Annotated in this window: 17 protein-coding genes and 3 tRNA genes; 7 read left to right on the top strand and 13 right to left on the bottom strand. The window is 53.6% G+C overall.

The features are described from left to right. Window positions 1-11: 11 nt before the first annotated feature. The gene (gene lplA / locus F4V61_RS11220; RefSeq protein ID WP_079799248.1) at window positions 12-1028 is read left to right on the top strand and encodes a lipoate--protein ligase LplA; all 1017 of its coding nucleotides are present in this window, start codon (window positions 12-14) and stop codon (window positions 1026-1028) included. A gap of 88 nt (window positions 1029-1116) precedes the next feature. Here the strand turns inward: lplA and deoD are convergent, their stop codons facing one another. The 4 genes from deoD to deoC form a co-directional block, all read right to left on the bottom strand. Further along, complete coding sequence (deoD, locus tag F4V61_RS11215) at window positions 1117-1836, bottom strand: purine-nucleoside phosphorylase (RefSeq protein WP_000224863.1); 720 nt, start codon at window positions 1834-1836, stop codon at window positions 1117-1119. A 110-nt stretch (window positions 1837-1946) separates the two neighbouring features. Beyond that, window positions 1947-3170 carry a phosphopentomutase gene (gene deoB, locus F4V61_RS11210; protein WP_000816453.1) on the bottom strand — a complete coding sequence of 408 codons (1224 nt, stop codon included), beginning with the start codon at window positions 3168-3170 and terminating at the stop codon, window positions 1947-1949. A gap of 51 nt (window positions 3171-3221) precedes the next feature. Further along, complete coding sequence (gene deoA / locus F4V61_RS11205) at window positions 3222-4544, bottom strand: thymidine phosphorylase (protein WP_038397025.1); 1323 nt, start codon at window positions 4542-4544, stop codon at window positions 3222-3224. A gap of 123 nt (window positions 4545-4667) precedes the next feature. Then, complete coding sequence (deoC, locus tag F4V61_RS11200) at window positions 4668-5447, bottom strand: deoxyribose-phosphate aldolase (RefSeq protein WP_038397853.1); 780 nt, start codon at window positions 5445-5447, stop codon at window positions 4668-4670. A 259-nt stretch (window positions 5448-5706) separates the two neighbouring features. Here deoC and F4V61_RS11195 point away from each other — a divergent pair, with 259 nt between their 5' ends. Beyond that, the gene (locus F4V61_RS11195) at window positions 5707-7257 is read left to right on the top strand and encodes a YjjI family glycine radical enzyme (RefSeq protein WP_080160920.1); all 1551 of its coding nucleotides are present in this window, start codon (window positions 5707-5709) and stop codon (window positions 7255-7257) included. Continuing rightward, the gene (locus F4V61_RS11190; RefSeq protein ID WP_024132024.1) at window positions 7229-8092 is read left to right on the top strand and encodes a YjjW family glycine radical enzyme activase; all 864 of its coding nucleotides are present in this window, start codon (window positions 7229-7231) and stop codon (window positions 8090-8092) included. Before F4V61_RS11195 ends, F4V61_RS11190 begins: the two co-directional genes overlap by 29 nt. An 87-nt stretch (window positions 8093-8179) precedes the next feature. Here F4V61_RS11190 and F4V61_RS11185 read toward each other — a convergent pair whose 3' ends face one another. The 8 genes from F4V61_RS11185 to F4V61_RS11150 form a co-directional block, all read right to left on the bottom strand. Beyond that, complete coding sequence (locus F4V61_RS11185; protein ID WP_000118998.1) at window positions 8180-8953, bottom strand: metal-dependent hydrolase; 774 nt, start codon at window positions 8951-8953, stop codon at window positions 8180-8182. Continuing rightward, entirely contained in the window at window positions 8950-10023 is a 1074-nt protein-coding gene (locus tag F4V61_RS11180) for a patatin-like phospholipase family protein (protein WP_000531547.1), read from the bottom strand. Before F4V61_RS11180 ends, F4V61_RS11185 begins: the two co-directional genes overlap by 4 nt. A gap of 123 nt (window positions 10024-10146) precedes the next feature. Further along, on the bottom strand, window positions 10147-10308 hold the full coding sequence (locus tag F4V61_RS11175) for a DUF1328 domain-containing protein (RefSeq protein ID WP_000490276.1): 162 nt from the start codon (window positions 10306-10308) through the stop codon (window positions 10147-10149). Between the two features lie 128 nt (window positions 10309-10436). Continuing rightward, on the bottom strand, window positions 10437-11054 hold the full coding sequence (gene osmY, locus F4V61_RS11170; RefSeq protein ID WP_000178959.1) for a molecular chaperone OsmY: 618 nt from the start codon (window positions 11052-11054) through the stop codon (window positions 10437-10439). Window positions 11055-11455: 401 nt separating this feature from the next. Beyond that, window positions 11456-13045 (bottom strand): peptide chain release factor 3, encoded by a 1590-nt coding sequence (gene prfC / locus F4V61_RS11165; RefSeq protein WP_000175971.1) that lies wholly within the window; start codon window positions 13043-13045, stop codon window positions 11456-11458. Window positions 13046-13136: 91 nt separating this feature from the next. Beyond that, window positions 13137-13814, bottom strand: coding sequence for a pyrimidine 5'-nucleotidase (gene yjjG, locus F4V61_RS11160; protein ID WP_000870683.1), 678 nt, complete (start codon window positions 13812-13814; stop codon window positions 13137-13139). A 21-nt stretch (window positions 13815-13835) separates the two neighbouring features. Next, window positions 13836-14282: a ribosomal protein S18-alanine N-acetyltransferase gene (gene rimI, locus F4V61_RS11155; protein ID WP_001092441.1), complete on the bottom strand. Its 447-nt coding sequence runs from the start codon at window positions 14280-14282 to the stop codon at window positions 13836-13838. Then, window positions 14227-14664 (bottom strand): DNA polymerase III subunit psi, encoded by a 438-nt coding sequence (locus F4V61_RS11150; RefSeq protein ID WP_000204006.1) that lies wholly within the window; start codon window positions 14662-14664, stop codon window positions 14227-14229. Before F4V61_RS11150 ends, rimI begins: the two co-directional genes overlap by 56 nt. A gap of 102 nt (window positions 14665-14766) precedes the next feature. Between F4V61_RS11150 and rsmC the strand changes: the two genes are divergently transcribed. From rsmC to F4V61_RS11130, 4 genes are all read left to right on the top strand, one after another. Continuing rightward, window positions 14767-15795, top strand: coding sequence for a 16S rRNA (guanine(1207)-N(2))-methyltransferase RsmC (gene rsmC, locus F4V61_RS11145; RefSeq protein ID WP_058344612.1), 1029 nt, complete (start codon window positions 14767-14769; stop codon window positions 15793-15795). 210 nt (window positions 15796-16005) lie between these two features. Further along, a tRNA-Leu gene (locus tag F4V61_RS11140) sits at window positions 16006-16092 on the top strand. A gap of 27 nt (window positions 16093-16119) precedes the next feature. Continuing rightward, window positions 16120-16206 (top strand) — tRNA-Leu (locus F4V61_RS11135). Window positions 16207-16237: 31 nt separating this feature from the next. After that, window positions 16238-16324, top strand: a tRNA-Leu gene (locus F4V61_RS11130). A 33-nt stretch (window positions 16325-16357) separates the two neighbouring features. Here F4V61_RS11130 and F4V61_RS11125 read toward each other — a convergent pair. Beyond that, complete coding sequence (locus F4V61_RS11125) at window positions 16358-16594, bottom strand: DUF1435 domain-containing protein (RefSeq protein ID WP_000941571.1); 237 nt, start codon at window positions 16592-16594, stop codon at window positions 16358-16360. Window positions 16595-16832 lie beyond the last annotated feature (238 nt).

Genomic DNA, 16832 nt, shown 5'->3' with positions numbered 1-16832 from the left:
GAAAAACCGCTATGTCGACACTTCGCCTGCTTATCTCTGATTCTTATGATCCCTGGTTTAACCTCGCGGTCGAAGAGTCTATTTTCCGCCAGATGCCGGCCACTCAGCGGGTACTGTTCCTGTGGCGCAATGCCGACACGGTAGTCATTGGCCGCGCGCAAAACCCCTGGAAAGAGTGCAATACGCGTCGTATGGAGAAAGACAATGTGCGTCTGGCGCGTCGCAGCAGCGGCGGCGGCGCGGTGTTTCACGATCTCGGCAATACTTGTTTTACCTTTATGGCCGGTAAGCCGGAATACGATAAAACCATCTCCACCAATATTGTGCTCGCGGCGCTGAACTCGCTGGGCGTCATGGCAGATGCCTCCGGGCGTAACGATCTGGTGGTGAAGACCGCTGAAGGCGATCGAAAAGTCTCCGGTTCAGCCTATCGTGAAACCAAAGATCGCGGCTTCCATCACGGTACGTTACTGCTCAATGCCGATCTCAGCCGTCTGGCGAACTATCTGAACCCGGATAAAAAGAAACTCGCGGCGAAGGGGATTACTTCTGTACGCTCACGGGTGGCGAATCTGACGGAACTATTGCCAGGCCTCAGCCATGAGCAGGTCTGTCAGGCAGTGGCAGAAGCCTTTTTTGCCCACTACGGCGAACGCGTTGAAGCAGAAGTGATCTCGCCGGATAAAACGCCCGATTTGCCAAATTTCGCCGAAACCTTTGCCCTTCAGAGCAGTTGGGAGTGGAATTTCGGCCAGGCGCCTGCTTTTTCGCATTTACTGGACGAACGCTTTACCTGGGGCGGCGTCGAACTGCATTTCGACGTCGAGAAAGGCTATATTACCCGTGCGCAAGTTTTTACCGACAGTCTGAATCCCGCGCCGCAGGAAGCGCTGGCGGAGAGGTTACAGGGCTGTCAATACCGCGCGGAGATACTACAACAGGCGTGTGATGCGCTACGGGTGGATTTTCCGGAGCAAGAAAAAGAGTTACAGGAACTGTCAGCGTGGATAGCGGGCGCGGTGCGGTAGGCATTTATCGGATGGCGGCTACGCTTTCTCCAGCCGACGGGGCTTTGTAGGCCCGGTAAGCATCAGCTCCACCGGGCACAATCTTACCTTACTCTTTATCGCCCAGCAGAACGGACTCCAGCGCGATTTTGATCATATCGTTGAACGTGGTCTGACGTTCAGCCGCCGTGGTCTGCTCGTGCGTGCGGATATGGTCAGAAACGGTGCAAATGGTCAGCGCTTTAGCGCCAAATTCCGCCGCGACGCCGTAGATGCCCGCCGCTTCCATTTCCACACCCAGGATGCCGTATTTTTCCATCACGTCGAACATATCACCGTCCGGTGAGTAGAACAGATCGGCGGAGAACAGGTTGCCCACGCGCGCGTCAACGCCCAGCGCTTTTGCCGCGTCAACCGCGTTACGCACCATGTCGAAGTCAGCGATAGCAGCGAAATCATGATCTTTAAAGCGGATACGGTTCACTTTGGAGTCGGTACATGCCCCCATACCGATCACCACGTCACGCAGTTTAACGTCCATGCGTACCGCGCCGCAGGAGCCTACGCGAATAATTTTCTTGACGCCAAAATCGGTAATCAGCTCTTTGGTGTAAATAGAGCAGGATGGGATACCCATACCGTGGCCCATCACGGAGATCTTACGGCCTTTGTAAGTGCCAGTGAAACCTAACATGCCGCGAACGTTGTTTACTTCACGGACATCTTCGAGGAAGGTTTCAGCAATGTGTTTAGCACGCAGCGGGTCGCCCGGCATCAATACGACGTCAGCGAAATCACCCATTTCTGCATTAATATGTGGAGTTGCCATCTTCAGTTCCCTTTTAATTTGTTGTTTTTGCCTGATGGCATAAATGCAATCAGGCCGACAAAAAGGTTCCTCGTAGGCCGGATAAGCGTAGCGCCATCCGGCAACGGGTATTACAGCATGTTTTTACCGTAGTCCATCGGCGACGTACCAAAATAGCTCGCCAGCGTCTGACCGATATCCGCGAAGGTTTCACGATGACCTAAAGAACCTGGTTTCACTTTCGGGCCGTAGATTAGCACCGGGATATGCTCACGGGTGTGATCGGTGCCAGTCCAGCTCGGGTCACAGCCGTGGTCGGCGGTGAGGATCAGAATGTCATCTTCTCCTACCAGCGCCATCAGTTCCGGCAGGCGGCGATCGAACAGTTCCAGACCGGAAGCATAACCGGCGATGTCGCGACGGTGCCCCCATGAGGAGTCGAAATCAACGAAGTTAGTGAAGACGATGGTTTTATCGCCTGCGTCTTTCATCTCTTTGATAGTGGCGTCGAACAGCGCATCCAGACCGGTCGCTTTCACTTTTTTGGTGATACCGCAGTTAGCGTAGATGTCGGCAATCTTACCAACGGAAACCACATGGCCCTGTTTTTCATCGACCAGTTTCTGCAACACGGTCGGCGCTGGCGGTTCAACGGCCAGGTCATGACGGTTACCGGTACGCTGGAAGTTACCAGCTTTGTCGCCGATAAACGGACGCGCGATCACGCGGCCAATGTTGTAGCCGCCTTCGGTCAACTCTTCCCGCGCGATTTCGCACAGTTCGTAAAGTTTATCCAGACCAAAAGTCTCTTCGTGACAGGCGATCTGGAACACGGAGTCGGCGGAGGTGTAGAAAATCGGCTTGCCGGTTTTCATGTGCTCTTCGCCCAGTTGGTCCAGAATAACGGTACCGGAAGAGTGGCAGTTACCGAGATAGCCTGGCAGGTTGGCGCGTTTCACCAGCTTATCCAGCAGTTCCTGTGGGAAGCTGTTTTCGTGATCGCTGAAATAGCCCCAGTCGAACAGTACCGGCACGCCAGCGATTTCCCAGTGACCGGACGGCGTATCTTTGCCGGAAGACAGTTCGTGCGCCCATGCGTATGCGCCAATGACGTCCGCGTTGCCGTCCATACCTGCGGCAATTTTACCGGTAGAACCTTCATGCGCTTTCACCAGACCCAGACGAGTCAGGTTAGGCAGGTTCAGCGGGCCTTTACGGCCATTGTCAGCCTCGCCTTTGGCGCAAGCTTCTGCGATATGGCCCAGCGTGTCGGAACCGACGTCGCCAAAACGATCCGCGTCTTCAGTAGCGCCGATGCCGAATGAGTCCAGCACCATAATAAATGCACGTTTCATATCTTCTCCGTACTTAGTGCTTCAAAAATAATTGATCAGATCAGTATACAACTATTCAGTAATACGACGATAGACCGAAGGTGTGCTTGCTGGCGCTTTATCGTCAAGGATAATTGCCGCTTTGACGGCCTTCGCCGCTTCCTGCCAGTTAGCTTCGTCTTTGGCATGAATCACCGCCAGCGGGCGCTGTCCATCAACACTGTCGCCCAGACGAACCATGTCGGTAAAGCCCACGCTATAGTCAATCGTGTCCGATGCCTGACGACGACCGCCGCCCATCGAGACCACCGCCATACCCAGCGCTCGCGTATCCATCGCGCTAACAAACCCTTCGGTATCTGCATATACCGCTTTGCTCAACATGGCGGCGGGCAGGTATTTATCGTAGTTCTCAACGAAATCAGTCGGGCCTTTCTGGGCTGCCACCATGCGGCCAAAAACCTCTGCCGCTTTGCCGTTATCCAGCACCGCCTGTAATTTCGCCCGCGCTTGCGCATCATCTTTAGCAAGCTGACCGGAGATCAACATCTCAATGCATAGCGCCATGGTGACGTCAAACAAGCGCGGATTACGGTACTCGCCGGTGAGGAACTGCACCGCTTCGCGCACTTCTAGCGCGTTACCGGCGCTGGAAGCCAGCACCTGGTTCATATCAGTTAACAGCGCCGTAGTGCGAACCCCCGCGCCGTTCGCCACGCCGACAATCGCTTCAGCCAACGCTTCGGAGAGTTCATAGGTCGGCATAAACGCGCCGCTGCCGACTTTTACGTCCATCACCAGCGCATCCAGCCCTTCGGCCAGTTTTTTGGCGAGAATGGAACCGGTAATCAGTGGGATAGAGTCCACCGTCGCGGTAATATCGCGGGTGGCGTAAAAGCGTTTGTCCGCTGGCGCAAGCGAGTTGGTCTGCCCAATAATCGCCACTCCCACGTCTTGAATAATGTCGCGGAAACGGTTGTCGTCCGGGAAGATATCGAAGCCAGGAATCGCTTCCAGTTTGTCCAGCGTACCGCCAGTGTGTCCGAGGCCTCGACCAGAGATCATCGGCACATAACCGCCGCAGGCTGCTACCATTGGCCCCAGCATCAGGGACGTCACATCCCCCACGCCGCCGGTCGAGTGCTTATCGACAATCGGGCCATTAAGATTCAGATTCTTCCAGTCGAGAACGGTACCTGAATCCCGCATCGCCATGGTCAGCGAAACGCGTTCCGGCATGGTCATATCGTGGAAGAAAATGGTCATCGCCAGCGCGGCAATCTGTCCTTCCGAGATAGTGTTGTCACGAATGCCGTTGATAAAGAAGCGAATTTCTTCATCGCTCAGCGTATGACCGTCACGTTTTTTACGAATAATTTCTTGTGCGAGAAACACGATACCCTCCTGAGGGAAAAGAGTAGAAGGCTGGCGCCAGGCCTGATAAGCGAAGCGCCATCAGGCCTAATTTGCCGGATGGCAGCTAGCGCCTTATCCGGCCCACAACGGGTAACGCAACAATTAATAGCTGCTGACGCTCTTACCGTCGCCGTGACCCAGCGCTTTCAGCAGGCTGGCCAGCAGAGAGGATGCACCAAAGCGATAATGACGGGAGTCCGCCCAGTCCGCGCCGAACAGCTCATCCGCAATCGCAAGGAACTGCTGCGCGTCTTCCGCCGTGCGAACGCCGCCCGCAGGTTTGAAGCCGACGTTTTTTTCCACGCCCATATCGCGGATTACTTCCATCATGATACGCGCGCTTTCCGGCGTGGCGTTTACCGGCACTTTACCAGTAGAGGTTTTGATGAAGTCCGCGCCCGCTTTAATGGAAATTTCAGAGGCTTTACGAATCAGCGCTTCTTCTTTCAGCTCGCCGGTTTCGATGATCACTTTAAGCAGCACGTTCGCTGCGGCGCAGGCGTCTTTACACGCTTTCACCAGGTCAAAACCTACCTGTTCGTTACCGGCGATCAGCGCGCGGTACGGGAAGACGACGTCCACTTCATCTGCGCCGTAGGCGATCGCCGCGCGGGTTTCCGCCAGCGCAATATCAATGTCATCATTGCCATGCGGGAAGTTAGTCACCGTTGCAATACGAATTTCCGGCGTACCTTGCTCTTTCAGAGTCTTACGCGCAATTGGGATGAAACGCGGGTAAATGCAAATAGCCGCCGTATTCCCGACTGGCGTTTTTGCCTGATGGCACAGAGCGATCACTTTTTCATTGGTGTCGTCATCGTTCAGAGTGGTCAGATCCATCAGTTTGAGCGCACGCAGGCTGCTTGCTTTTAAATCAGTCATGACATTCTCCAACGGCATTGCCGTATAAAATTTCACCTTGCGAGTCTGTTAATATTCTAACATTCACTCGCGATTACACTTCGATATACATCACAGTTAATGAAAACTACGTACAAATTTGCATTACTGTAATGAGATCTGAATCAAATTATTCCGCCGTCATCGCCTGTTCTTCGGGCGATAAGCGCATCAGGATCAAAGTCGGTTTGCCGTCATTTTCTACAATAGCGCATCGTCCCGGCATAAAGAGGAAACGAAGATGCCTGCCTCATGCGAAACTGCGCTCCAGCAGCGTTGCCAGCAAATTGTGACCAGCCCGGTGCTCACGCCTGAACAAAAACGCCATTTTCTGGCGCTGGAAGCTGAAAACGCCCTGCCTTATCCCACCCTGCAGGAAGATGCCCGCCAGGCGCTGGATGAAGGCGTCATTTGCGATATGTTTGAGGGGCACGCCCCCTTCAAACCACGCTACGTGTTGCCCGATTACGCCCGATTTCTGGCTAACGGTTCACAGTGGCTGGAACTGGAAGGCGCGAAAGATCTGGATGATGCGTTATCCCTACTCACCATTCTGTATCATCACGTTCCTTCCGTGACGTCCATGCCGGTTTATCTCGGTCAGCTTGATGCGCTGCTGCAACCGAATGTTAGAATTCTAACACAAAATGAGATCGATATTCGAATAAAACGTTTCTGGCGTTATCTCGACAGAACGCTGCCAGACGCCTTTATGCATGCCAATATTGGCCCTGCCGATACACCTGTCACACGAGCTATTTTGCGCGCCGATGCCGAGCTAAAGCAGGTGGCGCCTAACCTGACGTTTATCTACGATGCGGAAATTACGCCGGACGATCTGCTGCTGGAGGTCGCCAAAAACATTTGCGAATGCAGTAAGCCACACATTTCCAATGGCCCTGTAAATGATAAAATTTTCACAAAAGGCCATTATGGCATCGTCAGTTGTTATAACTCGCTACCGCTTGGCGGCGGCGGCAGTACGCTGGTACGTCTCAACCTGAAAGCCGTGGCAGAACGCAGTACGTCTGTCGATGACTTCTTTTCACGCACGCTACCGCACTACTGCCGACAGCAGATCGCCATCATTAATTCACGATGTGAATTCCTCTATGAAAAGTCACATTTTTTTGAGAATAGCTTTCTTGTGCAGGAAGGTTTGATCGATCCCGAACGTTTTGCGCCGATGTTCGGTATGTACGGGCTGGCGGAAGCCGTGAACCTGCTGTGCGAAAACGCCGGCCTGAATGCCCGTTACGGCAAGAATGAAACGGCGAACGAGCTGGGATACCGTATTAGCGCCCAACTGGCGGATTTTGTCGAAAATACGCCAGTAAAGTATGGCTGGAAGCAACGGGCGCTGCTCCATGCCCAGTCTGGCATCAGTTCCGATAGCGGCACTACGCCGGGCGCGCGTCTGCCGTATGGCGATGAACCGGACCCTATCACCCATTTGCAAACCGTCGCGCCGCATCACGCCTTTTATCATGCCGGGATCAGCGACATTCTGACGCTGGACGAAACCATCAAGCGTAATCCGCAGGCGCTGGTCCAGCTTTGTCTTGGCGCGTTTAAAGCCGGGATGCGGGAATTTACCGCCAATGTGAGTGGCAACGATCTGGTGCGCGTCACCGGTTATATGGTGCGCCTGTCGGATCTGACGAAATTTCGCGCCGAAGGCTCGCGCACCAATACCACCTGGCTGGGGGAAGAAGCCGCACGTAATACCCGCATCCTGGAACGACAGCCACGCGTAGTCAGCCATGAACAACAGATGCGCTTTAGTCAGTAAGATCATTGCGTTTTCCTGCGTCGATGGGCCGGGCAGCCGCCTGGCATTATTCTTACAGGGCTGCAATTTGCGCTGCAAGAATTGCCATAATCCGTGGACGATGGGACGCTGTAACGACTGCGGGGAATGCGTATCGCAGTGTCCCCACCACGCCCTCGGCGTTGATGGCGGGAAAGTGGTATGGCGGTCGGACATCTGCGAGCAATGCGATACCTGCCTGAAAACGTGCCCACAGCAGGCAACGCCAATGGCGCAGACCATGAGCGTTGACGATGTGCTGCGTCATATTCGTAAAGCATCGCTGTTTATTGAAGGTATTACCGTCAGCGGCGGAGAGGCGACCACGCAATTACCGTTTATTGTGGCGCTGTTCACGGCGATCAAAGCCGATCCGCTGTTACAACGGTTGACCTGTCTGGTGGACAGTAATGGTCAGTTAAGCGAGACCGGCTGGCAAAAACTACTGCCGGTTTGCGACGGCGTAATGCTCGATCTGAAAGCCTGGAAGAGCGAGTGTCATCACCGTCTGACCGGACGTGATAACACGCATATTAAGCACAGTATCCGCTTTCTTGCTGCGCGGGGAAAACTGGCGGAGCTGCGGTTGCTGGTTATCCCGGATCAGGTGGACTATGCGGCGCATATCGATTCACTGGCGGCGTTTATTATGTCATTGGGCGCGGTTCCGGTGCGCCTGAATGCCTTTCATGCGCAAGGCGTTTATGGCGAAGCTAAGGCCTGGCCGAGCGCCACGTCAGAGGATGTGGAGCAACTGGCGCAAAGATTGCGCGAGCGTGGGGTGGATAATTTGATCTTCCCGGCTTTGTATCTGTGATTGCCGGATGCGACGCAAAAGCGTCTTATCCGGCCTACGGGTCAGCATCATTTGTAGGCCGGATAAGGCGCGGCCGCCATCCGACAATCAAAAATCAAACAACGCCATCGTATTGTGATAAAGCGCATCAGCAACCACATCTGCGGGCTCCGGGCGCAGCTCGCATAAGACATCAAAGACTCTGACCACCTGCTCCGGACGATTGGGTTGTCCCTGAAAGCCGTTAAGCGGCATATCCGGCGCGTCGGTTTCCAGCAACAGCGCATCCAGCGGCAACCGCGCCATAACATCACGGGTTTTACTGGCGCGCGGGTAGGTGATGGTGCCGCCGACGCCAATTTTATAGCCCAGTCGTACAAAACGTTCGGCCTGTTGCAGACTACCGGCAAAACCATGCACCACGCCGGTTCGTGGCAGGTCCTGCCGCTTTAAATGCATCGCCAGTTTGTCGTGCGTGCGCCGCGAATGCAGGATCACCGGCAGATCGCAACGCTTTGCCAGTTGCAGTTGCGCATCTAAAAATCGCTCTTGCCTGGCGAACTGCGGATCGTCGCGATAAAGATCGAGGCCGATCTCGCCTACCGCTACGATATTCTGCCGTTGCGCCAGCGCTTGTTGCAGCTTATCAGGATCGTCATTAGCATGGTGTTCAATCACAATGGGATGCAGCCCCAGCGCAGCGTAAAGCGGCGGAAAACGTGCCGCCAGCGCCAGCACACGGGGAAAGTGCGCCGCCTCGGTCGCCGGCACGATTATTTTTTCAACCCCTGCCTCACGGGCACGCTGAATGCTGGCGAGCTCATCGCCAGTAAAGGGCGGGAAATCAAAATGGCAGTGCGTATCGATAAAGCGCCAGCTCACGCCAGATCCTCGTCGGTAAACGTGGTGTCGTTTGCCTGCGGCGCGTTAATCATCTCCGCCACATGCGTATCATTGGCCACCGGCGCAGGTGGCACGACCACCGTTTCCGGAACGGCAATCCTCGACGTATGGCGCAGCAACGGCGGCGTTGCGGCAAGCAATTTACCGACGGTGGCAAGGAAGTAGCGCCCGCATAATCGCCCGGTTTTGTAATCCTCACGCAGCGCCGGGATACGGCTGCCCAGCGCCATGCTGTGCAGCGGTTTCGGCGGATAAATTTCAATGATCCGCAACTTACCCGGCGGCTTTTCAATAAACTGTTGGATCGCGCTGTAGGTCGTTTCATGATGCTGCACCAGATTGACCAGCGGTTGCAGGCTACTCTCTCCCAGCCAGCGTTCCATACGCTTAAACCACTGCGGCGTGTAATACATTTGCGACGGTACGGTGCGGATCACCACAATGGTTTTCGCGCCTCGTTTTGCCGCTTCCTGAACCGGGATCGCGTCGCTAATTCCACCGTCCAGATAGTTGACGCCCTCTAACGCAACGCCGGTACGATAGAAACCCGGTATAGCGCTGGAGGCGCGAATGATGTCGAGCCAGTTTTGTTTCGTCGGCGAGAAATAACCCGGCGTGTAATCATCTCCCCGACAGGCGCACATATAAAAGGATTTTCCAGTGTCGAACAGGCGAGCAGCGGTATCCATCTGCAACGGCATCCGGGCGGCAGTGGACTCTACCAGCCAGTCGAGGTCAATAAGATTTCCTCCGCGTACAAATCGCAACGGATCAAAAAATTCGCGCCTGGTGGTATAGCGCATAATCACTTTTCGCCCGTAGCCGGGCTGGTTGCAGAGATAAGCCGAGAGATTTTGCGCACCGGCTGATGTGCCGAAGTAGAGATGGAAAGGATTAAATTGCGCACGCATAAACTCATCCAGTACGCCTGCGGTAAAGATGCCCCGCTGCCCTCCGCCCTCGCAGACCAGCGCCATCCGGCCTGGCCGGAATGGTGTTAATGATAACGGCGCAATATTGCCGAGCGTAACCGGTATTCGCTGGCCCACCTCTGCCTTCCTGTTTTTCATTTTTTTCCAGGAGGACAAGGTAACGCAAAACGTTGGCGGCTAAAACCGTAAAAGCCAGTCCGCTGGACTGGCTTGGTAGCAATATATCTTTACAGATGCCTGCTAGGGTCGTTTACGGCCCATGAACAGGCTGACCAAGAAGAGAACGATCCCGACGACGAAGACGATTTTCGCTGCGCCAGCAGCCGTACCAGCTAGTCCACCAAAACCCAATGCGGCGGCAATTAACGCGATAACCAGAAATATAATGCCCCAACGAAACATAAGCCTCTCCTTTACCATAGTTAATGTCGACCGCTAAATATGAGCGCTCAGGCTACTCATTCGCGATATTTTTAGTGTGGTGCACATTACGCCTCCCGACAAACGCCGGGAGGTCGAATTACGACGAATTACTGAACTTTCAGATCGTTTTTAACGCTTTTTACGCCATCAACGGCTTTCGCGATGCTTTCAGCGCGGTCGCTTTGTTCCTGAGTTTCAACAGTACCGGAGAGCTGTACGACGCCATCGGTCGTTTCCACTTTCACTTTACGGGAAGGGACGAGATCGTCCGCCAGCAGCTTAGCTTTGACTTCACTGGTCGTGGCCGTATCGCCGGCATAGCCTTTCACAGAACCTTCTTTGTTATCGCGAACATGGAGTTTGTCGCTGACGGAGGTAACACCCTCTACGCCTTTCGCCACTTTCACGGCGGCTTCAGCCTGCGCCTGGCTTTCCACAAAGCCGCTCAGGGTGACGACTTTCTTATTGGTTTCGACAGAAATATCGGTGCTTTTAATATTGTCATGGTCCACCAGGGCGGCTTTTACTTTCGCAGTGATAGCGCTGTCATCCATGAAGTTACCGACTTTATTCATAGAGCTATCGACTTTTTGCCCCGCGGTTTCGGTTCCGCTTTGCGCCTTATCCGTTGTTGCGTTTTCTGCAAAGGCAGAACCTGTCGCAACAGCAGAGGTCAACATTACGGCCAGCAGAGTTTTAGAAATCTTCAGTCTTGTCATAGTCATCGATTTTGTCCTGTATAGTTTGCTCGTAATTTGAGCTCAGGCAACACGAGGTTGCATTGCTGAATGTGGTGATACTCACCTGGTTCAGAAGTCAATGACTGGCGTCACATTTGTAAATTTGTGACGACGCGTCGCCTGCCACCCTTCCGTTTCAGTTATTAATATCGTGACTGAAACAAATCTCAGCTTTAAGCACTCATATTCACGCATTGAACAGGCATTAAAGCCGACATTTATGTCATCACTTTGTTAAATATAGATCACAATTTTAAAATCGCTTGTCGGTGCGTATAAAAAACAGGCAGATGAGAGAAAAAACGCGGGATTTAAGAACATTCCGTAAGCGGTTAAAAAGGCAGGGAAAGTATAAAGGCGCGGCGGATGCCGCGCCCGGAAAGGGATCAGTGTTCGCGCGTTTTACGGAACTGAACATCAGGATAACGTTCCTGGGTCAGGTTCAGGTTAACCATCGTTGGGGCAATATAGGTGAGGTTGTCGCCGCCATCCAGCGCCAGTTGCGTTTCATTCTTACGCTTAAATTCTTCGAATTTCTTCGCATCGGTACTTTCAACCCAGCGCGCCGTCGCCACGTTGACGGATTCATAAATCGCCTCAACGTTGTATTCGCTCTTCAGGCGCGCGACAACAACATCAAACTGCAGAACGCCTACGGCGCCGACAATCAGATCGTTGTTGGAAATAGGACGGAATACCTGAACCGCGCCTTCTTCCGATAGCTGTACCAGCCCTTTCAGCAGTTGTTTCTGCTTCAGCGGATCTTTCAGGCGAATACGGCGGAACAGTTCCGGCGCAAAGTTCGGGATACCGGTAAACTTCATCATCTCGCCTTGGGTGAAGGTATCGCCGATCTGAATGGTGCCGTGGTTATGCAGCCCTAAAATATCGCCTGGATACGCTTCTTCAACGTGTGAACGATCGCCCGCCATAAAGGTTAGCGCGTCGGAAATCACCACATCTTTCCCGGTGCGGACCTGACGTAGCTTCATGCCCTTCTCATACTTACCGGAAACCACGCGCATAAACGCCACGCGGTCGCGGTGTTTCGGGTCCATATTGGCCTGAATTTTAAAGACAAAACCGCTGAACTTCTCTTCCGAGGCTTCCACGGTGCGGGTATCGGTTTGGCGCGGCATCGGCGCGGGCGCCCATTCCACTAAACCGTCCAGCATATGATCAACGCCAAAGTTACCGAGCGCAGTACCGAAAAATACCGGGGTAATTTCGCCAGCCAGGAACAGATCCTTATCAAACTCGTTAGAAGCTCCCTGTACCAGCTCCAGCTCATCGCGCAACTGCTGCGCCAGATCTTCCCCCACCGCGGCATCCAGATCCGGGTTGTTCAGCCCCTTAACGATGCGCACTTCCTGAATGGTGTGACCCTTACCGGTTTGGTAGAGGTAGGTTTCGTCTTTATAGAGGTGATAAACGCCCTTGAACAACTTACCGCAGCCAATCGGCCAAGTGATCGGCGCGCAGCCGATTTTCAGCTCATTCTCCACTTCATCCAGCAGCTCCATCGGATCGCGGATATCACGGTCGAGTTTGTTCATAAAGGTGAGAATCGGCGTATCGCGCAGACGGGTGACTTCCATCAGCTTGCGGGTCCTGTCCTCAACGCCTTTCGCGGCGTCGATAACCATCAGGCAGCAGTCTACCGCCGTCAGGGTACGGTAGGTATCTTCGGAGAAGTCTTCATGCCCTGGGGTATCCAGCAGGTTTACCAGGCAGTCGTGATACGGAAACTGCATTACGGAGGTGGTGATGGAGATACCACGCTGTTTTTCCATCTCCATCCAGTCAGATTTCGCATGTTGGCTGGAACCACGACCTTTTACCGTACCGGCGGTCTGAATCGCCTGTCCGAACAACAACACTTTTTCGGTAATGGTGGTTTTACCGGCGTCCGGGTGAGAAATGATGGCAAACGTGCGGCGTTTGGCCACCTCTTGCAAATAAGGAGACAACGTCATAGTCAAATCTTCTTGAGTAAGCGCGGCGTTTGGCCGCGCATGTTGAATACGAAAAATGCGGCTATTTTACTCATCAACCAGGGGGAGGCAATCAGTGTTTACACAGGAGTTGCTCCAGTTCGCGTAATGACGCCACCGTCCAGGTTGGATGAATCCCCGCGGGCTGATCGCGATGATGCGCGTTGAGCCAGCAGGTCGACAACCCGGCGTTAATGCCGCCAAGAATATCGGATTCCGCGGTATCGCCAACCATTAATACGCGCGAGCGGTCAGGATTACCCGCCAGCTCCAGGGCGTAGTTAAAGATTTTCGGGTCGGGCTTCGCGACGCCAACCTGCTCGGAAATCACCAGCAGATCGAAATACTCGCGCAGGCCGGTGCGCTCCAGACGAATTTGTTGTAGCGCGGTAAAACCGTTAGTAATAATACCGATTTTAGCCTGCCCGCGAATCGCATTAAGCAGCGAAACGGCGCCCGGCAAGGGAGAACAGATCTCCGCCATCGCATTAATAAAAGCGTCATTCAATAACCCCGGCGCAACGTTTAGCCGTTCAGCCCAACTTTGAAAGCGCGCGTGTTGCAATTGTAATGAGGTGATCGCGCCGTTCTGATAATCCACCCATAGCGGTTTATTCACGGCCTGGTAATCCTGGAAATCCTCAGCGGTAAACGTGACGCTATAGTCAAGGAACATCCGCTGTAAGCCGGTGAAAGAATCAAACGTAAACAACGTTTCATCGGCATCAAAGAAAATCCAGTCCCACTTCATCATTACACCTTGCCTCTTTTATTACATGCTTATCGGTAACGCCATGATGATGGCATCCTCGCGCCCTTCCGCCGTGGGATAATAATTGCGACGAATCGTCGCCTCGTTAAAACCCAGGCTTTCATACAGCGCGATCGCGGCAACGTTAGAGGCGCGCACCTCCAGCCATAACGTTACAACGCCGCGTTTTTCCAGTGCGTCAATCAGATGCTCAAGCAGCATACGCCCCAGCCCCCGACGCTGAAAATCCGGATCGACGGCAATATTGAACAGCGTAGCTTCGTCCAGCACCACCTGTGTAATGGCGAACGCGGCCATTCTGCCGTCAGCGGTCAACTGAAAGTTGAGATACCGTTCGCCCTGGTTGCCGAAAAACGTTTTTTCGCTCCACGGAAACGCATGAGCGCGTTGTTCAATCTGCCAGGCTACGGGGAGATCGGTCGTGCTGAGGATAGAAATCGTGTTCATGTTCGCAGATTTGTTGCCATAGTGCGGCGCGTGCCGCCGGGTTTGCCCGGAGTTCATGAAACGAAGGCGATGTGACCTGAACGCCTTCGAGTTGAAGCGGCGCGTCGGTTCCTAATCGCCAGCTATTACAACGGCTGCCTTGCGGTAGCATGGCGACGCGCTCAGGCGTCAGTGGTAAAACCTGATCGGGACTCACGGCCAACGCGCGTAAAATATCGCACATCAACGACTCGTTCAGCGCCGGTAATTCCTCTGCGACCACAATCAGACGAACGTGCGCGGGAAGGGAAATCGCAATCTCGCCCTGTAGCGCGCCAGGACGTCGCAGCGCCCACTGCGTAATACCCAGTTGCTGTAACTGCCAGTCTCGTCGGGATGTCATAGCGAAACGCTCCTGTAATCAGGGGCGCAAATATAGCAAATCTGTCGAATCTGCGCCATCAAACTACTATAATCGCCGCCAGTCTGAATTAAGGAGTATTCCATGTCTGCTTTTACCCCGGCAAGTGAAGTCTTGCTGCGCCACAGTGACGATTTCGAACAAAGCCGTATCCTTTTTGCCGGAGATTTGCAGGATGACCTGCCCGCGCGCTTTGAATGCGCCGCCAGCCGCGCGCATACGCAACAGTTTCACCACTGGCAGGTTTTAAGCCGCCAGATGGGCGATAACGTCCGTTTTAGCCTGGTAGCGCAAGCCTGCGATATCGCTGACTGCGATACGCTGATCTACTACTGGCCGAAAAATAAACCCGAAGCGCAGTTCCAGTTAATGAATATTTTGTCGCTGATGCCGTCTGGTGCCGATATTTTCGTCGTGGGGGAAAACCGAAGCGGCGTGCGTAGCGCCGAACAAATGCTGGCGGACTATGCGCCGCTGAACAAAGTGGATAGCGCGCGACGTTGCGGCCTTTATCATGGACGCCTGGAAAAGCAGCCGCTCTTCAGTCTCGAGCCATATTGGGACGAGTACAGCATCGACGGTCTGATCATCAAAACGTTGCCGGGCGTATTCAGCCGCGACGGACTGGATGTCGGTAGTCAACTGCTGCTGTCTACGCTGACGCCGCACACCAAAGGTAAAGTGCTGGATGTCGGCTGCGGCGCTGGCGTACTTTCCGCCGCGCTGGCCAGCCATTCGCCGAAAGTGCGCCTGACGCTGTGTGACGTCAGCGCTCCGGCAGTGGAAGCCAGCCGCGCCACGCTTGCCGCTAATGGTCTTGACGGCGACGTATTTGCCAGCAACGTCTTTTCAGAAGTCAAAGGACGTTTTGATATGATCATCTCCAACCCGCCGTTCCACGACGGAATGCAAACCAGCCTCGATGCGGCGCAAACGCTCATTCGCAGCGCAGTGCGCCATCTGAACAGCGGCGGAGAGTTACGCATCGTGGCGAACGCCTTTCTGCCCTATCCTAAGATTCTGGATGAGACTTTTGGCTTCCATGACGTCATCGCGCAAACCGGGCGCTTTAAGGTTTATCGTACTGTGATGACTCGTCAGGCGAAGAAATAATTCACCAGCGCTTATCCGCCCTGCGGTGAGGTTATTTGTCGGCCTGATAAGCGCAGGCCGGATGGCAATGCGAGACGTCTTATCCGGCTTGCGGCCAGCGTCCATTTTTGCAGCAATCAATCTATCCCACGCAATTAACTATTGACGAATAGCTGAAAACCACTAGAATGCGCCTCCGTGGTAGTGATTCTTTTCAAGAATCGATGGTATGCGAAGGTGGCGGAATTGGTAGACGCGCTAGCTTCAGGTGTTAGTGTCCTTACGGACGTGGGGGTTCAAGTCCCCCCCCTCGCACCAAAACCACGTTGATATTGCTCGCACTGGGCGAAGGTGGCGGAATTGGTAGACGCGCTAGCTTCAGGTGTTAGTGTTCTTACGGACGTGGGGGTTCAAGTCCCCCCCCTCGCACCAACGAGGCGATATCAAAAAGTAAGATAACTGTGCGAAGGTGGCGGAATTGGTAGACGCGCTAGCTTCAGGTGTTAGTGTCCTTACGGACGTGGGGGTTCAAGTCCCCCCCCTCGCACCAATTATCTTATCTTTCCTTTTTCTATCTTCATTTTCAACCCTGATTCCAGTTCATCATCGCCAGCATCATGCCGCCAATAAGCGCCATACACGATGGAAGTAACACAAAATGTCGTAACTGTTTGTGATACAACATCAGCGCAGACAGTAGCAATCCTGATATAATCAACAGCTTCAACACATGAGCTGACAGACCGTTAAACGCCAGACCGACGATAATAAATCCAGGTAATAATACGCCCCATCCGCTGCCTAAAGCCCGCTGCAACATGGTTTCACCTCTGGAATCGATAATGATAACTAATATCATATGATATATTTTCTCATTTGTCAGCCCAAAAGAAAGGTAAATAGATGAGTTTTACTTAACGGTTGATGACACGTATTCAGTAAGGTGATAAATTGTCCGACTGTTAACGTAAAAACAACAAAACCTCGCTTTATGCGATCTTTTCTCGCACGTTATTTTCATGTTGGCGCCCGACACTGTGTATATCACCGATAAATAA

The sequence above is a fragment of the Salmonella enterica subsp. arizonae genome (assembly GCF_008692845.1).
GTDB classification, from domain to species: Bacteria; Pseudomonadota; Gammaproteobacteria; order Enterobacterales; family Enterobacteriaceae; genus Salmonella; species Salmonella arizonae.
The sequence above is the reverse complement of the archived record's forward strand: the minus strand, read 5'-3'. Positions and strand labels throughout refer to the sequence as shown.